Origin of the sequence: Actinomyces weissii, from assembly GCF_016598775.1 — a bacterium.
Taxonomy (GTDB): Bacteria; Actinomycetota; Actinomycetes; order Actinomycetales; family Actinomycetaceae; genus Actinomyces; species Actinomyces weissii.
Genome location: NZ_CP066802.1, coordinates 1,563,193 through 1,585,239 on the forward strand (window position 1 = coordinate 1,563,193; position 22,047 = coordinate 1,585,239).

At 72.4% G+C, this 22,047-nt stretch carries 14 protein-coding genes; 6 read left to right on the forward strand and 8 right to left on the reverse strand.

What is annotated here, in order from left to right:
• The first annotated feature begins 38 nt into the window (after positions 1-38).
• Positions 39-704, forward strand: a complete 666-nt coding sequence (locus tag JG540_RS06430; protein ID WP_200274815.1) for a response regulator transcription factor — start codon at positions 39-41, stop codon at positions 702-704.
• A 110-nt stretch (positions 705-814) separates the two neighbouring features.
• Here JG540_RS06430 and JG540_RS06435 read toward each other — a convergent pair whose 3' ends face one another.
• The 8 genes from JG540_RS06435 to JG540_RS06470 all read right to left on the reverse strand — a co-directional run bounded on the left by JG540_RS06435 (position 815) and on the right by JG540_RS06470 (position 11,867).
• Positions 815-1,246, reverse strand: a complete 432-nt coding sequence (locus JG540_RS06435; RefSeq protein WP_200274816.1) for a hypothetical protein — start codon at positions 1,244-1,246, stop codon at positions 815-817.
• 172 nt (positions 1,247-1,418) lie between these two features.
• On the reverse strand, positions 1,419-2,795 hold the full coding sequence (locus JG540_RS06440; RefSeq protein WP_200274817.1) for a glutamate-5-semialdehyde dehydrogenase: 1,377 nt from the start codon (positions 2,793-2,795) through the stop codon (positions 1,419-1,421).
• Positions 2,796-2,955: 160 nt separating this feature from the next.
• Positions 2,956-4,086 (reverse strand): glutamate 5-kinase, encoded by a 1,131-nt coding sequence (gene proB / locus JG540_RS06445; protein WP_200274818.1) that lies wholly within the window; start codon positions 4,084-4,086, stop codon positions 2,956-2,958.
• Entirely contained in the window at positions 4,083-5,669 is a 1,587-nt protein-coding gene (gene obgE / locus JG540_RS06450) for a GTPase ObgE (RefSeq protein WP_200274819.1), read from the reverse strand. The genes proB and obgE overlap by 4 nt, the downstream gene beginning before the upstream one ends.
• Before the next feature lie 145 nt (positions 5,670-5,814).
• Complete coding sequence (gene rpmA / locus JG540_RS06455) at positions 5,815-6,072, reverse strand: 50S ribosomal protein L27 (protein WP_200274820.1); 258 nt, start codon at positions 6,070-6,072, stop codon at positions 5,815-5,817.
• A 42-nt stretch (positions 6,073-6,114) separates the two neighbouring features.
• Entirely contained in the window at positions 6,115-6,435 is a 321-nt protein-coding gene (gene rplU / locus JG540_RS06460) for a 50S ribosomal protein L21 (RefSeq protein ID WP_200274821.1), read from the reverse strand.
• Between the two features lie 240 nt (positions 6,436-6,675).
• Positions 6,676-9,306, reverse strand: a complete 2,631-nt coding sequence (locus JG540_RS10590; RefSeq protein ID WP_200274822.1) for a choice-of-anchor M domain-containing protein — start codon at positions 9,304-9,306, stop codon at positions 6,676-6,678.
• A 68-nt stretch (positions 9,307-9,374) separates the two neighbouring features.
• Positions 9,375-11,867 carry an Rne/Rng family ribonuclease gene (locus JG540_RS06470; protein ID WP_407648356.1) on the reverse strand — a complete coding sequence of 831 codons (2,493 nt, stop codon included), beginning with the start codon at positions 11,865-11,867 and terminating at the stop codon, positions 9,375-9,377.
• A gap of 1,162 nt (positions 11,868-13,029) precedes the next feature.
• Between JG540_RS06470 and JG540_RS06475 the strand changes: the two genes are divergently transcribed.
• The 5 genes from JG540_RS06475 (at position 13,030) to JG540_RS06495 (ending at position 21,987) form a co-directional block, all read left to right on the forward strand.
• On the forward strand, positions 13,030-14,514 hold the full coding sequence (locus JG540_RS06475) for a cytochrome ubiquinol oxidase subunit I (RefSeq protein WP_200274824.1): 1,485 nt from the start codon (positions 13,030-13,032) through the stop codon (positions 14,512-14,514).
• Between the two features lie 24 nt (positions 14,515-14,538).
• Positions 14,539-15,669 carry a cytochrome d ubiquinol oxidase subunit II gene (cydB, locus tag JG540_RS06480; RefSeq protein ID WP_200274825.1) on the forward strand — a complete coding sequence of 377 codons (1,131 nt, stop codon included), beginning with the start codon at positions 14,539-14,541 and terminating at the stop codon, positions 15,667-15,669.
• Positions 15,670-16,359: 690 nt separating this feature from the next.
• Positions 16,360-18,216 (forward strand): thiol reductant ABC exporter subunit CydD, encoded by a 1,857-nt coding sequence (gene cydD / locus JG540_RS06485; protein ID WP_200274826.1) that lies wholly within the window; start codon positions 16,360-16,362, stop codon positions 18,214-18,216.
• Positions 18,213-20,111, forward strand: coding sequence for a thiol reductant ABC exporter subunit CydC (gene cydC / locus JG540_RS06490; protein ID WP_200274827.1), 1,899 nt, complete (start codon positions 18,213-18,215; stop codon positions 20,109-20,111). Before cydD ends, cydC begins: the two co-directional genes overlap by 4 nt.
• Entirely contained in the window at positions 20,092-21,987 is a 1,896-nt protein-coding gene (locus JG540_RS06495; RefSeq protein WP_200274828.1) for a GAF domain-containing sensor histidine kinase, read from the forward strand. The genes cydC and JG540_RS06495 overlap by 20 nt, the downstream gene beginning before the upstream one ends.
• Positions 21,988-22,047 lie beyond the last annotated feature (60 nt).

Below are 22,047 nucleotides of genomic sequence, written 5' to 3' on the forward strand. Positions count from 1 at the left end.
CCCGGGCGGGCCAGGTCAGGCAGGATGGAGGAGAAGCAGTGAGCACGGTGCTGGTGGTGGAGGACGAGGAGCGTATCGCCGCCTTCGTGGCCAAGGGGCTCAGGGCAGCGGGCTTCACCCCCCAGGTGGTGGGCCGGGGCCGGGACGCCGTCGAGAGCGTGCTGCTGGGCGGCGTGGACCTGGTGCTGCTGGACGTGGGCCTGCCGGATATTGACGGCTTCGAGGTGCTGGAGCTGCTGCGAGGGCAGGGGACGCAGGTGCCGGTCATCATGCTCACGGCCCGCTCCTCCGTGGCCGACCGGGTGGCGGGCCTGGAGAACGGGGCCGACGACTACGTGCCCAAGCCCTTCTCCTTCGAGGAGCTGCTCGCCCGGATCCGGCTGCGGCTGCGCCCCCAGGAGACCAGCACGGTCGGGGACCCGGGGAGGCTGGAGCGCGGCGGGCTGGTCCTGGACCTGCGCTCACGGCGCGTGGAGGTGGAGGGACGGGCCATAGACCTGTCCGCCCGGGAGTTCTCGCTGGCGGAGACCTTCATGCGGCACTACGGACAGGTGCTGACCCGCGAGCAGCTGCTGGCCGCCGTGTGGGGCATGGACTTTGACCCCGGCTCGAACGTGGTGGACGTGTACGTGTCCTACCTGCGTTCCAAGCTGGGCAAGGAGCGGCTGGAGACGGTGCGCGGGGTCGGCTACCGGCTCAGGTAGTTCCTGGAAGCCCCCAAGGGGCAGCAGGCCTGACGGCGCCGCTCCTGGAGGCCGCCTGGAGCGACGCTGACGGCTGCAGGGGCAGGGCCTGAGGCGCTACGGGCTCAGCCTCAGTCGTCCAGGTCGTCGTCGATGTCCCGGTCGTCGTCGTGGTCGTCGTCGGTCCCGGGGGCAGGTAGCGGCGCTGGCGGGGCCACCGGCTGGGGCGCTGGCTGCACCTCCGGGCCAGGGGCCGGCGGCAGCGGCTGGCCGCCAGGGTTCCCACCGGGAGGCTCCACGGGTGCGGCTGGGGGAGGCGCGTCGACGGCGCCCCCGGCAGCAGGGTCCTGCCCGTCAGGCGGGCTGGTGGCGTCGCCGCCGGCAGCGGGGGCCAGGACGGTGGCGCTAGGGGTGGCCGGGCTGCTGGGCACGAGCACCTGCACCCCTGGCTCTACCTTGTCCTGAGCCGGGTACCAGTACTGCAGGGCCATCAGCGTCACGAACAGCGCCGCGGCACCGGCAGTTACCAGCGCCACGAGTACCCGTACACGTCCACCACTCATACCAACGATAGTAGCCTGCCTGCCCGGGCCTGCCACGCCTCCGTCCGGGTCCCGGGCCTGCCACGCCTCCGTCCGGGTCCCGGGCCTGCCACGCCTCCGTCCGGGTCCCGGGCCTGCCACGCCTCCGTCCGGGTCCCGGGCCTGCCACGCCTCCGTCCGGGTCCCGGGACGGTCAGGGCCGTACGTGCCCCTGGCCCTCCACCACCCAGGTGGTGGAGGTCAGGTCCCGCAGCCCCATGGGGCCGCGGGCGTGCAGCTTCTGGGTGGAGATACCCAGCTCCGCCCCCAGTCCCAGCTGGCCGCCGTCGGTGAAGCGGGTGGAGGCGTTGACCATCACGACGGCGCTGTCCATGCCCGCGATAAAGGTGTTGACCACCCGCAGGTCCTGGGCCAGCACGGCCTCGGTGTGCCCGGTGGTGTGCTGGCGGATATGGTCTATGGCGGTCTCCAGCTTGTCCACCACCCGTACCGCCAGGTCCAGGGAGCCGTACTCGGTGTCCCAGTCGGCAGTGGTGGCCGCCGTCAGCTGCCTGTCGCGCTGGGTCCGGGCAGCCAGCGGCGCCAGCACCGAGCGGGTGGCCTCGTCCGCGTGCAGGGTCACGCCCCGCTCCCACAGGGCCTGCGCCACCAGCGGCAGGTAGGTGGCTGCCAGATGGGTGTGCACCAGCAGGGTCTCAGCAGCGTTGCACACCCCGACCCGCTGGGTCTTGGAGTTGACCACCACCTCCACCGCCTGGGACAGGTCCGCGGAGGCGTCGACGTAGACGTGGCAGTTGCCCGACCCGGTCTCGATCACCGGCACCTGCGCGTGCTCCACCACCGAGGCGATCAGCCCCGCCCCGCCCCGGGGCACCAGCACGTCCACCAGGCCCCGGGCCCGCATCAGGGCCTGGGCGCCCTCCCGGCCCGCCTGGTCCACGGTGGTGACCAGGTCAGCCGGCAGGCCGCAGCCCGCCAGGGCCGAGCGCAGCACCGCGACGATAGCCGCGTTCGAGGCCTGGGCCGCGCTGCCGCCCCGCAGCACCACGGCGTTGCCGGACTTGATGGTCAGGCTGGCCACCTCGATGGTCACGTTCGGGCGGGCCTCGTAGATCATTCCGACCACCCCCAGAGGCACGCGCTGACGTCGCACGCGCAGACCGTTGGGCAGCGTGGAGCCCTCCAGGACCTCCCCGACCGGGTCCGGCAGGGCCGCGACCTCCAGGACGGCCCCGGCGGCGGCCTCCAGACGCTGCTCGTCCAGGCGCAGACGGTCCAGCAGGCCCGGACGCATACCGGCGGCCTCAGCGTGCTCCAGGTCCAGGGCGTTGGCGGCCAGGATCTGCGGTACGGCGGTGAGCAGGGCCTGGGAGACCGCCACCAGGGCGGCGTCCTTGCGCTCCCGCGTGGCCTGGGCCAGGCTCCGCTGGGCGGCGCGGGCCCGGCGGGCCGCCTCCCCCACCAGCTGTTGCGCCGCCTCGGGGCTGCTGGCGGCCGGGGCCGTCTCCGGGGCCTTTACCGGCACCGTGCCGGGGCCGTCCTGTACCTGGTGGCTCGCCTCTGCAGTCATGTTCCTGCCCTTCCTGCTACGACCTTGGGGGAACCCTACGCCAGGACCCGCAGGCAGCGCCCTGCAGACAGGCCGTGGTCCCCCGGCAGGAGGGCTGCGTCGGGGCCGGTGGCACGCTGTCGCCTCGGGCGGCAGGCCGGGCAGCAGCAGGCCGGGCCCCTCAGGCCCCGGCTGTACGCGGCAGCTCGGCCAGGTCGTCCCGGTGCACCACCGGTGCCACGTGGTCCGGGGCGGGCGCGCCGCTGGCGCGGGCGTCCAGCACCTCAGCCAGCTCGGCGGAGGAGTAGCGGCACACGCCTCTGGCCAGCAGCCCGGCGGGCCCCAGCACCTCCACCACCGCGCCGGACTCGAAGTCCCCGCTGACCCCCACCACTCCAGGCAGCAGCAGGGACCTCTTGCCCACGGTCAGGGCCTGCTGCGCCCCGGCGTCCACACTGACCCGCCCCTCAGGCCGGGCGGCGTGCGCCATCCAAAGGCGGCGGCTGGAGCGGTGCGGGCCGGTGGCCGCGAACCAGGTGCCCACACCGGCAGGCAGCTCCTCAGCCCCCAGCAGCTCCAGGGCGTCGTCGGCGCTGGCGATCAGGGTGGCGGTGCCGGAGGCGCAGGCGATGGCGGCGGCCTGCACCTTGCTGCGCATCCCGCCGGTGCCCACCGCACTGCCCCGGCCCGTGACGTCGATCCGCGCCAGCTCGGCCAGGTCCGTGACCTCGCGCACGGGCCGGGCTCCAGGGGTGCCGGGGCGGGCGGTCCACAGGCCGTCCACGTCCGTGAGCAGCACCAGCAGGTCGGCGTTGACCAGGTGGGAGACCAGTGCGGCCAGGTGGTCGTTGTCCCCCAGGCTGACCTCGGTGTTGTTGACGGCGTCGTTCTCGTTGACCACCGGCACCGCCCCCAGGGACAGCAGGGCGTCAAAGGTGGCCCGCACCGTGCGGTAGTGGCTGCGCACCGCCACGTCCTGCCCGGTGAGCAGAACCTGGGCGGTGACCACGCCGTAGGCGCTCATGGAGGAGTCCCAGCGGCCCACCAGGCGCCCCTGCCCCACGCTGGCGGCCGCCTGCAGCAGCCGCAGCTCGCTGGGACGCCCGCCCAGTCCCAGGGGCACCAGGCCCGCGGCCACCGCCCCGGAGGAGACCAGCACCACGCTGTGCCCGCGCGCCCGCAGCCTGGCGGTCAGAGAGGCCAGGGTGTCGATCCGGTTCAGGTCCAGTCCCCCGTCCGGGCGGGTCAGGGAGGAGGAGCCGACCTTGAGCACCACCCGGGACCCGGGCGCCAGACGGCGGGGACGGCTCATGCGCGCGGCTCCTCCTCGTAGTCCTCCTCCCAGGCAGTGGCGTCGGTCCACAGGCCCTCCGCCCCCTCCGCCCGCAGCTCGGCCCGAGCGGCCTCCTTGGCGTCCATGAGCTCGTGGTACTCGGCCCGGCGCTGGACGTTGGTGCGGCGGCGGACCGGGTCGATACGGGCGTCGGTGCCGCGCGCCCCCAGCAGCTCAGGACCGGTGGTCAGGGTGGGCTCCCAGGTGAACAGGACCCCGCCGTCCAGGTCGCCGATAATCACCGGGTCCCCGGCGTGCGCCCCGGCCTTGACCAGCTCGTCCTCCACCCCGGCGGCAGCCAGGCGGTCCGCCAGGTAGCCGATGGCCTCGTTGTTGGAGAAGTCGGTCTGGCGCACCCAGCGCTCCGGCTTGCTGCCCCGCACCTGGTACACCTGCCCCTCGCTGGGGTGCTGGACCAGGGTGACGGTAGCCACCACCTCCGGCTTGCGGCGTCCCACCGCCGCGGGCCTGATCACCGGCCGCTCCTCCTGGGGGCTGCCGGCGGGCGCCAGGGCCCGGGCGTGCTCCACCAGGCGGGCCAGGGCAAAGGACAGGGGCCGCAGGCCCTGGTGGGAGACGGCAGAGACGGTGAACACCGGCAGGCCGCGGGCCTCCAGCTCCTCACGCACGAACTCGGCCAGCTCGGCGGCGTCGGGCACGTCCGCCTTGTTGAGCACCACCACCCGGGGACGCTCCATCAGCGGCAGGCGGCCCGTGCGGGCGGGGTCGGCCTCCTTGCCCCCCAGGCCGGAGGCGTAGGCCGCCAGCTCGGACTCGATGGTGTCCAGGTCGCTGAGCGGGTCGCGTCCGGGCTCCAGGGTGGCGCAGTCGACCACGTGGGCGATCACCGCGCAGCGCTCGATGTGGCGCAGGAACTCCAGGCCCAGGCCCTTGCCCTGGCTGGCTCCGGGGATCAGGCCGGGCACGTCGGCGATCGTGTAGCGGGTCTCCCCTGCCTCCACCACCCCGAGGTTGGGCACCAGGGTCGTAAAGGGGTAGTCCGCGATCTTGGGGCGGGCGGCTGACAGGGCGGCGATCAGGGAGGACTTGCCTGCGCTGGGGTAGCCGACCAGGGCCACGTCGGCGATGGTCTTGAGCTCCAGCACCACGTCAAGCTGCTGGCCGGGCTCTCCCAGCAGGTGGAATCCGGGGGCCCGCCTCTGGGAGGAGGCCAGGGAGAAGTTGCCACGCCCCCCGGTGCCGCCAGCCGCGACTACGACGCGCTCGCCAGGCTCCAGCAGGTCGGCCAGCACGGTGCCCTCGCTGTCCTTGACCACGGTGCCTGCCGGGACGGGAAGCACCAGGTCCTTGCCGTCCTGGCCGCGCCGCCAGTCCCCCATGCCCGGGGTGCCGTTGGTGGCCCGCTGGTGGGGTGAGCGGTGGTAGCTGAGCAGGGTGGTCACCCGGGGGTCGACCTCCAGGACCACCGAGCCGCCGTGCCCGCCGTCGCCGCCGTCAGGGCCGGCCAGGGGCTTGAACTTCTCGCGGTGGATGGAGGTGCACCCGTCCCCGCCCGAGCCGCCGGAGGCGTGGAGGACCACGCGGTCTATGAAGGTGGGCATCTTGTCTCCTTGGGTGCTTGGGGAGCCTGCTGAGCGGCTAGCCGGGTTCTCCCTCAGGGCCGTTGCGGGACCGGGGCTGGTTCATGCGGCGAGGGCGGACGGCTTAAGCCGTCCGCCCTCATAGAGATTGCGGGTGCTCTCAGGCTCAGGCCTCAGCGAGCACGACGTTGACGACGCGGCGCCCACGGTGGGTGCCGAACTCCACGTTCCCCGCCTCCTTGGCAAAGAGGGTGTCGTCGTTGCCGCGGCCCACGTTGGTGCCGGGGTGGAAGTGGGTGCCGCGCTGGCGGACGAGGATCTCCCCAGCCTTGACGAACTGGCCGCCGAAGCGCTTCACGCCCAGGCGCTGAGCGTTCGAGTCACGACCGTTGCGGGAGGAACCAAGACCCTTCTTGTGTGCCATGTCAGCCTCTTTCTGTGTGCTTGTGCGTCTAGGACCGGAGGGTCACTTGATCGCGGTGACCTTGATGGCAGTCAGCTTGGCGCGGTGGCCCTGGCGCTTGCGGAAGCCGGTCTTGTTCTTGAACTTGAGGATGTTGATCTTGGGGCCCTTCTCGTCGCCGATGATCTCGGCCTTGACGGAGGACTTGGAGAGCGCGGCAGCTCCGGTGGTCACCTTGTCACCGTCTACCAGCATGACGGGGGCGAGGGACACCTCGTCACCAATCTCACCAGCAAGCTTGTCGACGACCACGACGTCGCCGACGGAGACCTTCTCCTGACGGCCGCCGGCCTTGACGATCGCGTAGACCACGTTGTTGCTCATCTCTGTCGAAGTTCTTCAGGATGCCTCCCGGGCGGCTAGGGCCTGGGTCGCATCCTTCCTTGGGCAATGGTGCGTGACGCACCGGCTGACTACTTTACGTGCTCGCCCTACCTGGTTCCAAGCCAGGTCACCGCGCACCTCTGTGTTCTTGGGCACGGAGCACCGCCCGTTGCCGCCTGCTGCTGACGGCGGACGCCTGGGCGGGCGGGACCATAGGCTCCCCGCCCGCCCAGGTGGTGCTCAGTCCTGCTTGGGGCGACGCCGCAGCCACAGCACCGCGCCCCCCAGCAGGGCCAGCCCGGCTCCCGGCAGGAGCAGCCAGCCGCTGGCGCCGGTGCGTGCCAGGCCCCCGGCAGCCTTGCCGCCTGCACCCGCACCCGGGGCCTGCGGAGCGGTGCCACCAGTGCCAGCCACCAGGTCACCGCCCCCGGTGACACCGGTCCGGGAGGCGAGGCCGCCCCCGGCGGTCGGGGTGACGGCAGCACTGGCCGAGGCCTGCGCCGTGGCCCGCTGCGTAGCGCCGGCACCCGCAGTGGGCGTGGGCGTAGGCGTGGGCGAGGCCGTGGGCCCGGTCCCGGGCTCCTTCCCGGGCGTGGGAGCCGGGGTCGGGTTCTCGGGGCCCGCCTGGCTGGCCGCCCCTACGACCACGGTGAGCGTCACCGACTCGGTCACCTGTCGGGCCGGGGTCCCGGTGACGGCGCGCAGGCTGAGCCGGTAGGTGCCCGGGTGGGAGAACACCCAGGCCCCGTGCAGGTGCGTGGGAGAGCTGGTACGCAGCCGGTTCTGGCTGGCGTCCGCGGTATTGAGGTAGGTGGTGAAGCCAGCCCCTAGCAGGGTCTGCGCGCCAAAGACCACCCGCCCGCCAGCCGGGCCCTCCAGCAGGGTCATCTCGTAGTCCAGGCCCTCGGGGAAGCCGGAGTAGTCCACCCCCTCGGTGCTGAAGCCGGGCCAGAGCTGGTTCGGGGTCACCTGGCTCTCCGGCACCACGTAGACCTTCTGCCCCACCGCGCCCACGACGTCGTAGGAGGGGTCGGTCAGCTCGGCGGAGCGGGTCCAGGCAAAGCCCTCCCCCACCTTGAGGGTGACCGCCCCGACCTCGCGCAGCACCGACCTCCTGCCGGAGTCGTCCTTGACGGCGATCAGGTGGCCCTGGCCGTCCTGGCCCTTGACCAGCCGCAGGTCCAGGTGCCCGTGCTCGATCGTGACCTTGGTGGCGTCCAGCCCCTGCTCCGGGACGGAGGGGGCGGGGTCGTCAGGCAGCGGACGGCCCGGCTGCTCTCCGGGAGCCCCCTGGTCCCCGCCCTGGTCACCCTGGCCGCCCTGGCCGCCCTGGTCCGGCGGAGCAGCCGCACCCCCTTCACGCAAGGGCAGCTCGAGCTCCGCGCTGAGGCCGGTGGAGACCGCAGGGTCAGAGACGCTGTGCACGACGGCCCGGACGTTGGCGGCCGGGTGGGGCCGGACCTCGACCTTCAGCAGCGCCGACCGCTGGCAGCCGTCCAGGTCCAGCACCACGTCCTGGCCCCCGACAACGGCACCCTCAAAGCTGCAGGCGGGGAAGCGGTCGCCTGCACGGTCCTCCGGGTCGTGCAGGGAGACGCGGTAGCCGGCGCTCAGGGCCGGGTCCATACCGCTCAGGCGCACCACCGAGTGGCCGGGGCGGGCCGGGTCCGGGCTCAGCGAGAAGTCCACCCGCCTGCTGGAGACGGCGCGCGTGGCGTAGTCCAGCAGGCCGGTTCCGGCGGTAGGCGCCTGCAGCTGGGCGGCGCTGGCGGAGACCGTCACCTCGCCGTCGGCAGCCCGGTAGGGCCGGGGCGCCGAGGCCCAGCGGCTCGCCGGACCCTGGGCGGGCAGGTACACGGCCTGGATGGTGGCGCTGTCAGAGCCCAGGGCCTCGTAGGTGACCGCCTGGCCACCGGTGACCTCCAGCTCGCTGAGGTGGTGCCCGTCGATAGTCAGCACCAGGGTGCCCTCGTCTGCCGGGTTGCCGGTGCTGAAGGCGATCTCCGTCTTGTAGGCGCCGCCACGCAACTCCTGGGGGGCTGGACGCAGGGTGAGGCCGTGCCCGCCCTCACCCTGCTGGGGCGCCTGGGCGAAGGCGGCGGGGAGGTCCGACACCTTGTGCACCACGGGCGAGGTCCCCCCCACCTGCCAGACGATCGGGGTGGGCTCGGAGGCGATCAGGGCGTGGTCGCCCTCCGCGCTGCGGGCCACGGCCCGGTAGTACAGGGTGTAGCGCCCCGGCTTGGAGAAGAGCGTGTACATGTGGTCGTGGCGCGGGAAGAAGATGCTGCGGTGCACGCTGTCCCGCGAGGAGTAGAGGCGCCTGATCAGGCCACCGGTGTCCTTGAAGACCTCCACGTGCCCAGGCCCCTCCACCCCGACCAGGTCGAGGGCGTAGGTGCCGTCCTCGAAGGCCCCGTCGGCGGCGGCCTCCGTCACGGAGGGGTCCACCCCCACGCCCGCGAAGATCGGCTCCTGGGAGGTGTCCACGTTCTGGGGGGCGGCGTTGTAGACGGTGCCCGCCTCGCCCAGGAAGTCCAGGCGCTGGTCCCCTCCGGGCACCACGAACAGGTTGGCCGGGACCGGCCCCCCGGCGCGGGTCTGGCCGAGCCACAGGACCACGTCCTGGGGGTCGTGCCCGCCGGCCTTGATGGAGAGCCTGCCGTGGGCGGCGTCGTAGAACGGCACGGGAGCGTCCACGTGCGTGCGGGTGAGCACGGTCCGGCCCAGGTCAGGGCTGGCCCAGGCCTGCACCACTCCTCCACCCAGCACCAGGGAGAACAGGGCGAGCAGCAGCACGGGCAGGCGCCGCCCACGCGCCCGGCGGCGCCAGGCGCGTGGGAGAGCAGCGTTGAGGGGGATCTGACGCATCTGCGGGGAGCACTTTCTAGCAAGAGTTGATAGTGGTTATCAATCTTGCTTCGGGTGCCCCGCTCTGGTCAACTTCGGTGCGCCTGCTCGGCCGCCGCCGCGATCTGCGCCAGGGCGTTGCGCGCCACCTCCCGGGAGGCCTCGTCAACCGGTTCGGCGGCCTCCGCCGCCTTGCCCGCCTCCGTACCGCGCTCGCGCGCCCCGGAGGCGGACGGCTCCTGCTTGGACCTGCGGCCCCGGCCGGATCCCCGGGAGGCCGAGGCGGACATGTCCACCGCCTGGTTCTCCACCGGGTCGTCGTGGACGATGAAGCCACGCCCCCCGCAGCAGTCGCACTGGGTGGAGAAGGCCTCCACCAGGCCCTGCCCCACGCGCTTACGGGTCATCTGCACCAGCCCCAGGCTGGTTACCTCCGTGACCTGGTGGCGAGTACGGTCACGCCCCAGGCACTCGACCAGACGGCGCAGCACCAGGTCACGGTTGGCCTCCAGCACCATGTCCACGAAGTCGATCACCACCATGCCGCCGATATCGCGCAGCCGCAGCTGGCGCACGATCTCCTCAGCCGCCTCCAGGTTGTTGCGGGTGACCGTCTCCTCCAGGGTACCCCCAGCCCCGCCCGTGAAGCGCCCGGTGTTGACGTCGATCACGGTCATGGCCTCGGTGCGGTCAATGACCAGGGTGCCGCCGCTGGGCAGCCACACCTTACGGTCGAAGCCCTTAGCCAGCTGCTCGTCCACCCGGTGGGCGGCGAACACGTCCTGCGGCTCCACCCAGTGGACCAGCCGGTCGGCCAGGTCCGGGCTGAGCTCGGTCACGTACTCGCTGATCGTGGCCCAGGCGTCCCGGCCGGAGACGATCAGCTGCTTGAAGTCCTCGTTGAAGACGTCACGCACCACACGTACCGCCAGCTCCGGCTCGCCCTTGAGCAGCACCGGGGCCTTGCCGGAACCGGACATGACCTGCTTGGCCTTCTTGTCGATGGACTCCCACTGCTTGAGCAGGCGCTGCACGTCGGCCGACAGCTGCTCCTCGCTAGCCCCCTCCGCGGCGGTGCGCACGATCACGCCGGCGTCGTCGGGAACGACCTTCTTGAGGATCTTCTTGAGGCGGGAGCGCTCCGTGTCCGGCAGCTTGCGGGAGATGCCCGTCATGGTGCCACCGGGCACCAGCACCAGGTACCGGCCCGCCAGGGTGACCTGGCTGGTCAGGCGCGCGCCCTTGTGCCCGATGGGGTCCTTGGTGACCTGCACCAGCACGGTGTCACCGTTGGACAGGGCCTCCTCGATACGGCGGGGCCTGCCCTCCATGCCGGCGGCGTCCCAGTTGACCTCACCGGCGTAGAGCACGGCGTTGCGCCCCTTGCCCAGGTCCACGAAGGCGGCCTCCATGGAGGGAAGCACGTTCTGCACGCGGCCGATGTACACGTTGCCGACCATGGAGGTCTGGGTACGGCGGGCCACGTAGTGCTCCACCAGCAGGCCGTCCTCCAGGACCGCGATCTGGTTGAGCCCGCCCTGCTCGCGCACGATCATCTGGCGCTCCACGGACTCGCGGCGGGCCAGGAACTCGGCCTCGGTGACGATCGGGCGGCGGCGTCCGGCGGCCCGGCCCTCACGACGGCGCTGCCGCTTGGCCTCCAGGCGGGTGGAGCCCTTGGGCGCGGTGATCTCGTCACGGACGTCACGGGACTCGGCACGCTCGGCCCGGGAGCGGGAGCGGCGGCGGCGCCGACGGCGCGAGGAGCCCTCGGCGGCCTCCACGTCATCGTCGTCACTGGTCTCACCCTCGGACAGGGCCTCCTGCGGGGCGTCCTCCGCTGAGCTGCTGGCCTCACCCTCCTCCGCACGGTTGCGGGAGCGACGGCCCCGGCCACCGCGGCGACGCTTGCGGGTGCCGCGCTCCTGCTCCTCACCTTCGGCTGCAGCCTCCGCCTCCGGGGTCTCCGAGGTGTCGGCGTCCGTCGGCTGCGGCTCAGCCTCGGGAGCGGCCTGCGGGGCCTGGGCGGCGGCGGTGGCCTTACGACGGCGGCGCTTGGCGGGGGCAGGGGCGGCCTCCGTAACCGCCTCGCCTTCGTCGCTGCCCGCCTGGTCCGAGGCGGGCGGCTCAGCCTGGGGAGCGGCCTGCGGGGCCTGGGCGGCGGCGGTGGCCTTACGACGGCGGCGCTTGGCGCGAGCCGGGTCCGGGGCCTGGAACAGGAGCGAGGCGGCGGGGAGGCGGGGAGAGTCCTCGGACGTCTCCGGCTCCGCCTCCAGCAGCTCCGCCTCCAGCAGTTCCGCCTCCTCCTCTGGGGCCAGGGCCGCCTCTGCGGGCGCGACCTCCGGCTCCGGGGCGGGGGCCGGGGCGGCCTGGGCCGCCACCACCTTGCGGCGGCGACGCTTAGGGGCGGGAGCCGGGCTCGGCTCAGAGAGCTCCGGCGCAGTCTCGGCAGGAGCCTCGGCAGCGGCCTCCGCCGCGGCGGGCTGCTCAGCCTCGTCAGCCTCAGCCTCCGCAGCCTCTACGGCAGCCGCCTCAGCGGCGGGAATCTCCACGGCGGGCGGCTCGGCAGCCGCGGCCTCCACCTTGCGACGGCGACGCTTGGGGGCAGGCTCGGGCACCTCCGCAGACTTTACGGCAGACGCCTCAGCGGCGGGAATCTCCGCGGCGGGCGGCTCGGCAGCCGCGGCCTCCACCTTGCGACGGCGACGCTTGGGGGCAGGCTCGGGCGCCTCCGCAGACTTTACGGCAGACGCCTCAGCGGCGGGAATCTCCGCGGCGGGCGGCTCGGCAGCCGCGGCCTCGACCTTGCGACGGCGACGCTTGGGGGCAGGCTCGGGCACCTCCGCAGCAGCCGCGGCCTCAGCAACCTGCGTCTCTACGCCGGGCTCCGCCGTCGTCTCAGACGCCGAGGACTCAGCCTCGGCAGGCTCCTCCTCCGCAGTCACCTCACCCTCCGGGGCCTCCCCGGCGGTGGCCCCGGCCTTGGTCCGGGACCCAGCGACCGCGCGCCCTGCGGCGTCGTCGCCAGCAGCAGCCTCCGCGACCGCCTCCGGCTGGGACGACGCCTTCTTGCGCCCGCGGCGCACCGGCTTCCTGGCCTCCTGCGCACCCGGCTCCACTGCGGCTGGCGCGTCCTGCTCGGCAGCCAGAACGGGCTCGCTCTGGGCGGCTACCGCCTTGCGACGTCGACTCGCCGGGGCTGGAGCAGCAGCGGCCTCCACCACCTCAGCCTTCGGGGAGTCAACGGCCTCAGCGGCGTCCTTGTCAGTGTTTCGGACCATGATGCAGAGCACCCTCCGTGCACCTCACCACCGCCGTACCTGCGGGGCTCTGGTGCGGTTGTGCGCCCAGGGGGCGAAAAAGTCTGTAGGTACGCCCCTCGGGGCGACGGGCCCGGACGACGTCTGCGCGTCCAGGGACTGCGGCGACGCTCAAGCGGCGCAAGGTCCCCGGCGGGATCGTCGTACAGGCACGGGCCCTGCCGCCCGGTACGGGGGCCGCGGAGCCAAGGCGAGTATCGCACAGCCCAGCGGCCTGCGCGCCGCGACCTCCCGAGTCGCACCTCACGCCGTCGAGCACCGCCGCCGGCAGGCCCCGCGAGCAGCCGCCGCACGTTACGCAACAGAAGCCGCAACCATCACGTGCAAGACGACATCCTGTCGCAACAGCCTTATAATCACAATTGCTCAGGACCAACGTCCTGACGTTTCCGTCTAACTCTTAGCACTCTTGAAAGGGGCAACGATGGCGCTCGCCCCAATGGCGCTGGACTCCCTTGACCTGGCTAGGTGGCAGTTCGGCATCACGACCGTCTACCACTTCATCCTCGTGCCGCTGACCATCGGCCTGTCCCCCCTGGTCGCCCTCATGGAGACCCAGTGGATCCGCACCCGCAACGAGCAGTGGCTGCGCGCGACCAAGTTCTTCGGACGCCTGCTGCTCATCAACTTCGCCCTCGGCGCGGCCACGGGCATCGTCCAGGAGTTCCAGTTCGGCATGAACTGGTCCGAGTACTCCCGCTTCGTGGGCAACGTGTTCGGCGCACCCCTGGCCTTCGAGGCCCTGCTGGCCTTCTTCCTGGAGTCGACCTTCCTGGGCCTGTGGATCTTCGGCTGGGACCGCCTGTCTCCCAAGCTGCACAACCTGTGCATGTGGATGGTCGGCATCGGCACGAACGTCTCCGCCTTCTTCATCCTGGCCGCCAACACCTGGATGCAGCACCCCGTCGGCGCTGTCATCAACCCCGCCACCGGCCGGGCCGAGCTCGACGGCGTGGGCGGCTTCTTCGCGATCCTCACCAGCGAGCTGCTCATCACCACCCTGCTGCACGTGATCGGGACCTCCTTCCTGGTGGCCGGGACCATGATCTTCGGCGTGTCCGTGTGGTGGATGGTCAAGGCCTCCGCCGCCAAGCAGGAGTACGAGGCCCGCGACCTGTGGCGCCGCATGACGCGCTTCGGCGGCGTCGTCGTGATCGTCTCCGGCCTGCTGACCGCGGCCACCGGGCACGCCCAGGGCCAGGTCGTCGTCAAGGAGCAGCCCGCCAAGATGGCCGCCGCCGAGATGCTCTGCGAGAGCCAGGAGGGGGCCGGATTCACCGTAGCCGCCTTCGGCAAGTGCGAGGACGGCACCGCCCAGCACATCATCACCATCCCTGGCGTCTACTCCTTCATGGCCACCAACGACTTCAACGCCAAGATGATGGGCCTCAAGGAGGCTCAGGCCATGTACGAGGAGCGCTACGGCGCCGGGCAGGACTACACGCCCGACGAGATGGTCACCTTCTGGTCCTTCCGCCTCATGATCGGGGTGGGCATGATCTCCGTGCTCGTGGGCGCCGTGGGCCTGTGGCTGATCCGCAAGAACCGTCTCATAACCAGTCCGCTGTTCGGCAGGCTGGGACTGTGGATCCTGCCCCTGCCCTTCATCGGGGCCTCCTTCGGCTGGATCTTCACGGAGATCGGCCGCCAGCCCTGGGTGGTGGCCCCCAACCTGGCAGACCCCGTGTCACAGGTCTACATGCGTACCGCTGACGGCGTGTCCACCGTCGTCTCCTCCACCACCGTCCTGACCTCGATGGTGCTGTTCACCGTCCTGTACGCGGTCCTCGGCGTCATCTGGTTCATGCTGCTACGCCGCTACATCCGTGAGGGCGTGCGCACCCCCGTGGCCGCCAGCGACTCCGCCGCGGGCGAGACCGAGAACCAAGCCCTCTCCTTTGAGTACTGAGCCGAGCAGAAGGAAGTACACATCATGACGCTCCCCATCCTCTGGTTCATCCTCATCGCCGTCCTGTGGATCGGCTACCTCACCCTTGAGGGCTTCGACTTCGGCGTCGGCATGCTCCTGCGCGTCCTGGGCAAGGACGAGCGCGAGCGCCGGGCCATGGTCAAGACCATCGGCCCCCACTGGGACGGCAACGAGGTCTGGCTGCTCACCGCCGGTGGGGCCACCTTCGCGGCCTTCCCCGAGTGGTACGGCACCCTGTTCTCCGGCGCCTACCTGGTCCTGTTCCTGATCCTGCTGTGCCTGATCGTGCGCATCTGCGCCATCGAGTGGCGCACCAAGATCAACTCCCAGACCTGGCGGGACCGCTGGGACTGGGCGCACATCGTCTCCGCCTGGATCCCCTCGATCCTGTGGGGCGCGGCCTTCGCGAACCTGGTGCAGGGCATGCGCATCGAGGTGGTGGAGACGGCGAGCGGCACCGTCGTAAAGCCCGAGCTCGTGCCCGCCAGCGGCCTGCTGGCTGGCTCCTCCCACCAGCTCACCGGCGGCTTCCTGAGCCTGCTGACCCCCTTCACCATCCTGGGTGGGGTCATGACCTGCCTGCTGTTCGTCACGCACGGGGCGCTGTTCATCGCGCTCAAGACCAGCGGCGACCTCTCCGAGCGCGCCAAGGGCCTGGCCAAGAAGTCCGCCCTGGCCTCCACCGGCGTCACGGCCGTCTGGGCGCTGTGGGCACAGGTTGCCTACTCCCTGAACGCCCTGGCCTGGGTCCCGCTGGTACTGGCGGCCCTGTCCCTGGTGGGCTCACTGCTGTTCACGCTCCAGGGCAGGGAGAAGCCCGCCTTCTGGCTGCACTTCGGCGGGATCGCCTTCGCCGTGGTGTTCGTATTCGCGGCCATGGCCCCCAATGTCATGCGCTCCTCCGTCAACGAGGCTTACTCGCTGACCATCGCCCAGGCTGCCTCGGCTGACGTGACCCTGACGATCATGACGATCGCCGCCGTGATCTTTGTGCCGCTGGTGCTGGGCTACACGGTGTGGGGCTACATGGTCTTCTCGGCGCGGATCAACGCTGAGAAGATCGACCCCAACACGGGTGGGCTGCACCCCACCAGGATCCGCGACTCCAAGCAGCCCGAGGTAGCTCTGCACTGAGCCTGCCCGGGCCTGCGAGGGGCCGTCCCGGGCCCGCGTCGGGCGGGTGCGGGGTCCGCACCGGGCCTGCACCGAGCAGATTCTGTCCCGAGGACGGCTCGTTCGGGTACTCCTAAGCGGGGGCCGTGTCACCAGCAGTGGTCGACACGGCCCCCGCTCTACCTATCCCCGCCCCACCCAACCCCCTTGTCTACCGCGAGACCGGGACATATGGCTCGCGAGACCGGGACATATGGCTCGCGAGACCGGTAAGGATGCACTAAGCCGCAACAGCCAGCGGACTCGTCAGCAGCGGCGCCGTTCCTTGAACCAGGCGCCCGCGACCCACCCCGCTCCCCTGACGGCCCTGCGCCTCAGCGACACGCTGTGGCCTCAGACCACCACCTTGGGCACCAGCCACCAGCCAACCGTTACGGTTCCCACAAGCGACGACGACGTCGCCGTCGCCACACTCACGGCGATCAGTCCCCCAGCCACAGCAGCCGCCCACCCCCAAGCCCCATCCACACCACCAACCAACACGTCAAGCTCTCCTGCGTCCCCAAAGCCCACCACCCCAGTTATCCACAACTAAGGCCCCCCTTACCGAACTCGCGAGCCATATGTCCCGGTCTCGCGGTACCGATATCCCGGTCTCGCGGTAGACAAGGGGCGGGTGGGACATTGGACCTGCTCGCCTATCCTGTTGCCGTGAAACCACTGGACCCCAGGCTGATGCGCTACGCGCGCGCCGCCCGCCGCTACATCATCCTCACGGCGGTAACTGGCGCGCTCACCGCAGCCCTGGTGATCGCCCAGGCGGTGCTGGTAGCCCGCACCATCTCCCCCGTCATCGGCGGCCAGGCCGGCTGGGCCGACGTCGCCCCCCTGGTGCTGGGCCTGGCGGCGGTCCTCGGGGCCCGCCTCCTGGTGCTGCACGTGCAGGAGAGCCGCGCCCACCGCGCCGCCACCGCCACCATCACGGAGCTGCGCGCCCAGGTGCTGCGCCACACCGTAGCCCTGGGGCCCCGCTGGCAGGCACAGCACGCCACCGGCACCTCCACCCTGGTGACCCGGGGCCTGGAGGACCTGGAACCCTACCTCACCCGCTACCTGCCGCAGCTGCTGCTCGCCGCCACCGTCACCCCGGCCACCGTCGTCGTGATGCTGACCCAGGACCTGGCCTCCACCGTCGCCGTCGTGCTGACCATCCCCCTGATCCCGGTGTTCATGATCCTGGTGGGGCGCATGACCGCCAGCCACTCCGCCGAGCGCCTGGAGACCATGAAGCGGCTGGGCGGGCAGGTGCTGGACCTGCTGGCCGGGCTGCCCACCCTCAAGGCGCTGGGCCGCGAGCAGGGCCCGGAGCAGCGCGTGCGCGCCCTGGGAGAGGCCTACAACCGGGCCACCATGTCCACCCTGCGCGTGGCCTTCCTCTCCGGGGCGGTGCTGGAGTTCATCACCACCCTGTCGGTGGCGATCATCGCCGTGGAGACCGGTTTCCGGCTCCTGTACGGGTACATGGACCTAGCGACGGCGCTGCTGGTCATCATGATCGCCCCCGAGGTCTACCAGCCCCTGCGGCAGGTCGGCTTCCAGTTCCACGCCTCCGCCAACGGGGTGGCCGCCGCCGACGCCGTCTTCCAGGTGCTGGACACGCCCGTGCCTGAGCAGGGCACGCGCAGCGCCCCGGACCTGTCCCGCACCGCCATCAGCATCGAGGGCCTGAGCGTGGCCGCCCGCGGGGCCTGGGCGCCCTGCTCCCTGAGCGCCACCATTGAGCCGGGCCAGCTCGTGGCCCTCACCGGCGGCTCCGGGGCTGGCAAGACCACCACCGCCCAGGTGCTGCTGGGTCTGCTGCCCGCCGGGCGCGGCACCGTCCGCCTGCTGCCCCGCCCCACGCCGTCTGGCCACCCCCACCGGGCCGCCAGCCTGCCCGGTGGCACGCCCCTGGAGCTGTCCCAGGTGGATCCCGCCTCCTGGTGGCGGCAGGTGACCTGGGTGCCGCAGCGCCCCACCATCGTCCCCGGCACCGTGCGCGAGAACGTCCTGGGGGACGACGCCGCCACTCACTCCCCCGCCACCCAGTCCCGGCTGGAGCAGGCTGCCCGGCAGACCGGCTTCAACGAGGTGGTGGAGACCCTGCCTGCAGGCTGGGACACGCCGCTGGGCCACGGAGGCGTGGGCCTGTCCCTGGGGCAGCGCCAGCGCCTGTCCCTGACCCGCGCCCTGCTGGCCACCACCCCGCTGGTGGTGCTGGACGAGCCCACCGCCCACCTGGACGCCGCCAGCGAGGCCCACGTGCTCCGGGCGGTACAGGCCCTGCGTGACGCGGGCCGCACGGTGGTGGTGATCGCCCACCGGGCCGCCCTGGTGGCTGTCGCCGACCAGGAGGTCCGGGTCTCCGCCCGTCCCGACCCCCGCCTGGGGACCCCGGAGCCTGCCAGCCTTCATGCGGACGGGCCACAGCCAGCCACCCCCCATGCGGCCACTCCCCAGACAGACACCCCCCAGTCAGGCCTTCCCCAGGCATCCACCCCCACAGCCGCCGTGGAGGTCCAGGCATGAGCACCACCACCCGCACCGCCACGCTGCTGCTTACCGCCCCCGAGCGGCGGGCCCTACGGCGGGCCCTGGGCCTGCTGGACCTGGACCGCAGGCGCTTTGCCCTGTCCGTGCTCACCGGCACGCTGGGACTGGCCAGCGCGGTGGGACTGTCAGCCGTGTCAGCCTGGCTGATAGCCCGCGCCTCCCAGACCCCTGAGGTGGTGGCCCTGGGGGTGGCGCCGGTGGCGGTGCGCTTCTTCGGCATCTCCCGCTCGGTGCTGCGCTACTGCGAGCGCCTGGTCTCCCACGACACCGCCCTGCGTGGCATGACGGCGCTGCGCACCCACCTGTACGAGATCCTGTCCACCTCCCGCAGCGACAACGTGGCCCGGCTGCGTCGCGGGGACGTGCTGGCCCGGGTGGGCAACGACGTGGACGCCGTCGGTGACCTGCTGGTGCGCGCCTACCTGCCTATGTGCGTGGCAGCCTGCCTGGGCCTGGCCTCTACCGCACTGGTGGGGGCCGTACACCCTGCCAGCGGCCTGGTGCTGGCTGCCGGGCTGCTGCTGTCCGGCCTGGGAGGTCCCCTGGCCACCATGCAGGCCGCCCGCCGGGCCGAGCTGGCCCGCCAGAGCGAGGCCACGGAGGTGGCTGCCCTGGCGCACACGGTGCTGGAGGGGGGCACCGAGCTGGCGGTGGCCGGACGCCTGGAGCAGGTCATGTCCACCCTGGCCAGCACGGAGGCCCGGCTGGCGCGCAGCCGCGACCGGGCCGCCCGGCCTGCCGCCTGGGCGGCGGTACTGGACCTGGCGGGAATGGCCTTGGCGGTTCTGGGCAGCATCGTCCTGGGCGTGCCTGCGGTGAGCAGCGGCCAGCTGCCCCCTGTGATGCTGGCTGTCACCGTGCTGGTGCCGCTGGCGGCCTTTGAGGCCAACGCCGCCCTGGGGCCCGCCACCGTGCAGCTGGTGCGCTCCGCCGGGGCCGCCCAGCGGGTGGTGGAGCTGGTGGAGACGGCGGAGGCCTCGACCGTGCAGGCGCCCGCCCCCCGGCCGCTGGCGGAGCCTGCCGCTACCGGCCCCGTGCTGCAGGCCCGGGACCTGGCTGTGGGCTGGCCGGGAGGGCCGGTGGTGGTCCAGGGGGTGGACCTGGAGCTGCGTCCGGGCCGCCGTCTGGCGGTAGTGGGCCCCTCTGGCACCGGCAAGACCACCCTGCTGCTCACGCTGGCCGGTCTCCTGGAGCCTAAGGGCGGACAGCTTGGTCTTGACGGCGCAGCCCCCTGGGAGGCCGCCCGCCCGGACGCTGCCAGCCGCCTGGTGCTCACGGCGGAGGACGCGCACGTGTTCTCCACGACCGTGCTGGAGAACCTACGGGTGGCTGACGGCGCCCTGAGCGCCCCGCAGGCCACGCAGCTGCTGGAGCGGGCGGGCCTGGGAGCCTGGCTGAGCTCCTTGCCGCAGGGCCTGGACACCCTGCTGGGGGCTGACGCCCGTGACGTCTCCGGCGGGGAGCGGCGCCGTCTGCTGCTGGCCCGGGCCCTGGCCGCCCCGGCCCCGCTGCTGCTGCTGGACGAGCCCGCCGAGCACCTGGACGCCGCCACCGCGGACGCCCTGGTGACCGACCTGCTGCTGGGGGGCACGGGGGCTGCCGTGCCCGCCCCCGCCAGCCGGGGGGTGCTGCTGGTGACGCACCGGCTCAGCGCCCTGGACAGCGCCGACGAGGTGCTGGTGCTGGGCCCCGACCCCGCCGATCCGCAGGGGCCTGCCCGGGTGCTGGAGCGCGGCACCCACGCCGAGCTGGTCGCCTCCTCCCCCGGCTACCGCTGGGCCCTGGAGCAGGAGCTGGAGCTGCGGCGGGCAGACGGACAGCCAGCCACCGGACACGAGCAGGAAGGCAAGCATGAGCAACCCGGCCGCTGAGCCCGCTCCCGGCCCCAGGCGGCCGGTGCACGGCTCCCGCCTGGCGTACGCGATCCACGCCAACCACGACCACCCTGACGGCTCGCAGCCCACCAGCACGGCCCTGGTGCGGGCGGCGCTGCGCCTGACCAGCTCCCTGCAGGTGCCCGACGCCCTGCGCCGCCTGGTGGACTCCGCCTGCTCCCTGACGGGCGCGCAGTGGGGCACGATCACAGTCCTGTCCAAGGCCGACACCGACCCGCCCACGGCCACCGTCACCCAGGGCGCCCCAGCCCTCAGCCCGGAGGCCCTGGCCGGGCACGCCGCCAAGGGCCAGCCGATCGGCCCGGCGGGCGCGGAGGTAGTGGTGGACAACGACCTGTCCGTGGCCCAGGCCTTCACCGGCCCGATAGAGGGCGAGCCCCCCGGCTGCCTGCTGTCCGCCCCCCTGCGCCTGCACGAGCAGGTTTACGGCCGCCTCTACCTGGGTGACAAGCCCGGCGGCTTTGACGAGCAGGACGTGACCACGGTGCTGATGCTGGCGGAGGCGGCCGCCGTCGCCGTGGAGAACGCCCGCCTGTACCGGGAGGCCCGCGACCGGGAGCAGTGGATGGCGGTCTCCCAGGAGCTGACCACCCTGCTGCTGTCGGGCGCGGAGGAGGAGGACGCCCTGACGCTGATCGCCCACCGGGTGCGGGAGGTGGCCTGCGCGGACACCGCCGCCCTGATCCTGCCCAGTGTCGGGGACACCTGGGTGTGCGAGATCGCGGAGGGGGCGCACGCCAAGGAGCTGGTGGGCACGCTCTTCCCCCCGCAGGGGCGGGCCCTGACCACCCTGGCACGCCAGAGCGGCACCATAGTGGAGTCACTGGCCCAGGCCGCCCAGGAGGGTGACCTGCTGGTCCCGGCCCTGGCCTCGTTCGGCCCGGCCCTGTACGCGCCCATGATCCACCGGGGGCGGGGCGTGGGGGTCATGCTGCTGCTGCGCGCCTGCGGGGAGGATCCTTTCACCGCCCAGGACCTGGAGATAGCCGAGCTGGTGGCCGGGCAGGCCACCATGGCCTTCGAGCTGGCGGACGCCCAGCACGCTGAGGAGATGGCCACCTTGCTGGACCAACGCTCCCGTATCGGCCAGGACCTGCACGACCTGGCGATCCAGCAGCTCTTCGCCACCGGGATGCAGATCTCGGCGGCCCGGGACCGCCTACGTTCCGGGGAGCGTCTCAGCTCTGAGACGGTGGCCGAGGTGCTGGACAGCGCCCTGCTGGCCGTGGACGACTCGGTGCAGCAGATCCGTTCTATCGTGCGTTCCCTGCGGGACCGGGACGAGGACGTGAGCCTGGTGGAGCGGCTGCGGCGGGAGGCCTCCCTGGCCCGCACCTCCCTGGGCTTCGCGCCCTCCCTGCTGCTGAGCGTCAACGGGGTGGGCCTGGCGCACGCCGAGCGGGTGGACGAGGACGCCCTGATAACCGCCGCGGACCAGCTGGTCCCGGAGGACGTGGCCGACGACATGGTGGCGGTGGTGCGGGAGGGCCTGAGCAACGTGGCCCGGCACGCCCACGCCTCCTCCGTGACGGTGGACGTGAAGATCACGGGCGTGCCCGCAGGTGCCCTCGCCAGTGCCGTCCCCCTTGGCAGCGCCCAGCCGGGTGGTCACGCCTCCGGCGACGCGGAGGCCTTCAGGGGGCAGCCGGTGGTGGAGATCGTGGTGCGGGACGACGGCGTAGGCGTGGACCCTGCCGTCACCCGCCGTTCCGGCACAGCCAATATGGCGGAGCGCGCCCGTCGGCACGGCGGCAGCTTCGTGATCGGGCCGCGGGCCCGCTCCGACGGCGCCCGCCGGGGCACCTGCTTCACCTGGCGGGCGCCTCTGGGGCAGCCGCCGGTGCTGCGCTAGACGCCTGGCAGCCCGGGGCTCCTGCCGGTGCTGCGGCGCCGGTGGTCTCCTGCGGCTCCG

Excerpts from the sequence above, each read along its gene's own strand:
- JG540_RS06495 (WP_200274828.1), top strand. The coding sequence starts at position 20,092 with ATGAGCAACCCGGCCGCTGAGCCCGCTCCCGGCCCCAGGCGGCCGGTG.
- cydC (WP_200274827.1), top strand. The coding sequence starts at position 18,213 with ATGAGCACCACCACCCGCACCGCCACGCTGCTGCTTACCGCCCCCGAG.
- obgE (WP_200274819.1), bottom strand. The coding sequence starts at position 5,669 with ATGCCCACCTTCATAGACCGCGTGGTCCTCCACGCCTCCGGCGGCTCG.
- rplU (WP_200274821.1), bottom strand. The coding sequence starts at position 6,435 with ATGAGCAACAACGTGGTCTACGCGATCGTCAAGGCCGGCGGCCGTCAG.
- JG540_RS06440 (WP_200274817.1), bottom strand. The coding sequence starts at position 2,795 with ATGACTGCAGAGGCGAGCCACCAGGTACAGGACGGCCCCGGCACGGTG.
- JG540_RS10590 (WP_200274822.1), bottom strand. The coding sequence starts at position 9,306 with ATGCGTCAGATCCCCCTCAACGCTGCTCTCCCACGCGCCTGGCGCCGC.
- rpmA (WP_200274820.1), bottom strand. The coding sequence starts at position 6,072 with ATGGCACACAAGAAGGGTCTTGGTTCCTCCCGCAACGGTCGTGACTCG.
- cydB (WP_200274825.1), top strand. The coding sequence starts at position 14,539 with ATGACGCTCCCCATCCTCTGGTTCATCCTCATCGCCGTCCTGTGGATC.
- JG540_RS06435 (WP_200274816.1), bottom strand. The coding sequence starts at position 1,246 with ATGAGTGGTGGACGTGTACGGGTACTCGTGGCGCTGGTAACTGCCGGT.
- proB (WP_200274818.1), bottom strand. The coding sequence starts at position 4,086 with ATGAGCCGTCCCCGCCGTCTGGCGCCCGGGTCCCGGGTGGTGCTCAAG.
- JG540_RS06475 (WP_200274824.1), top strand. The coding sequence starts at position 13,030 with ATGGCGCTCGCCCCAATGGCGCTGGACTCCCTTGACCTGGCTAGGTGG.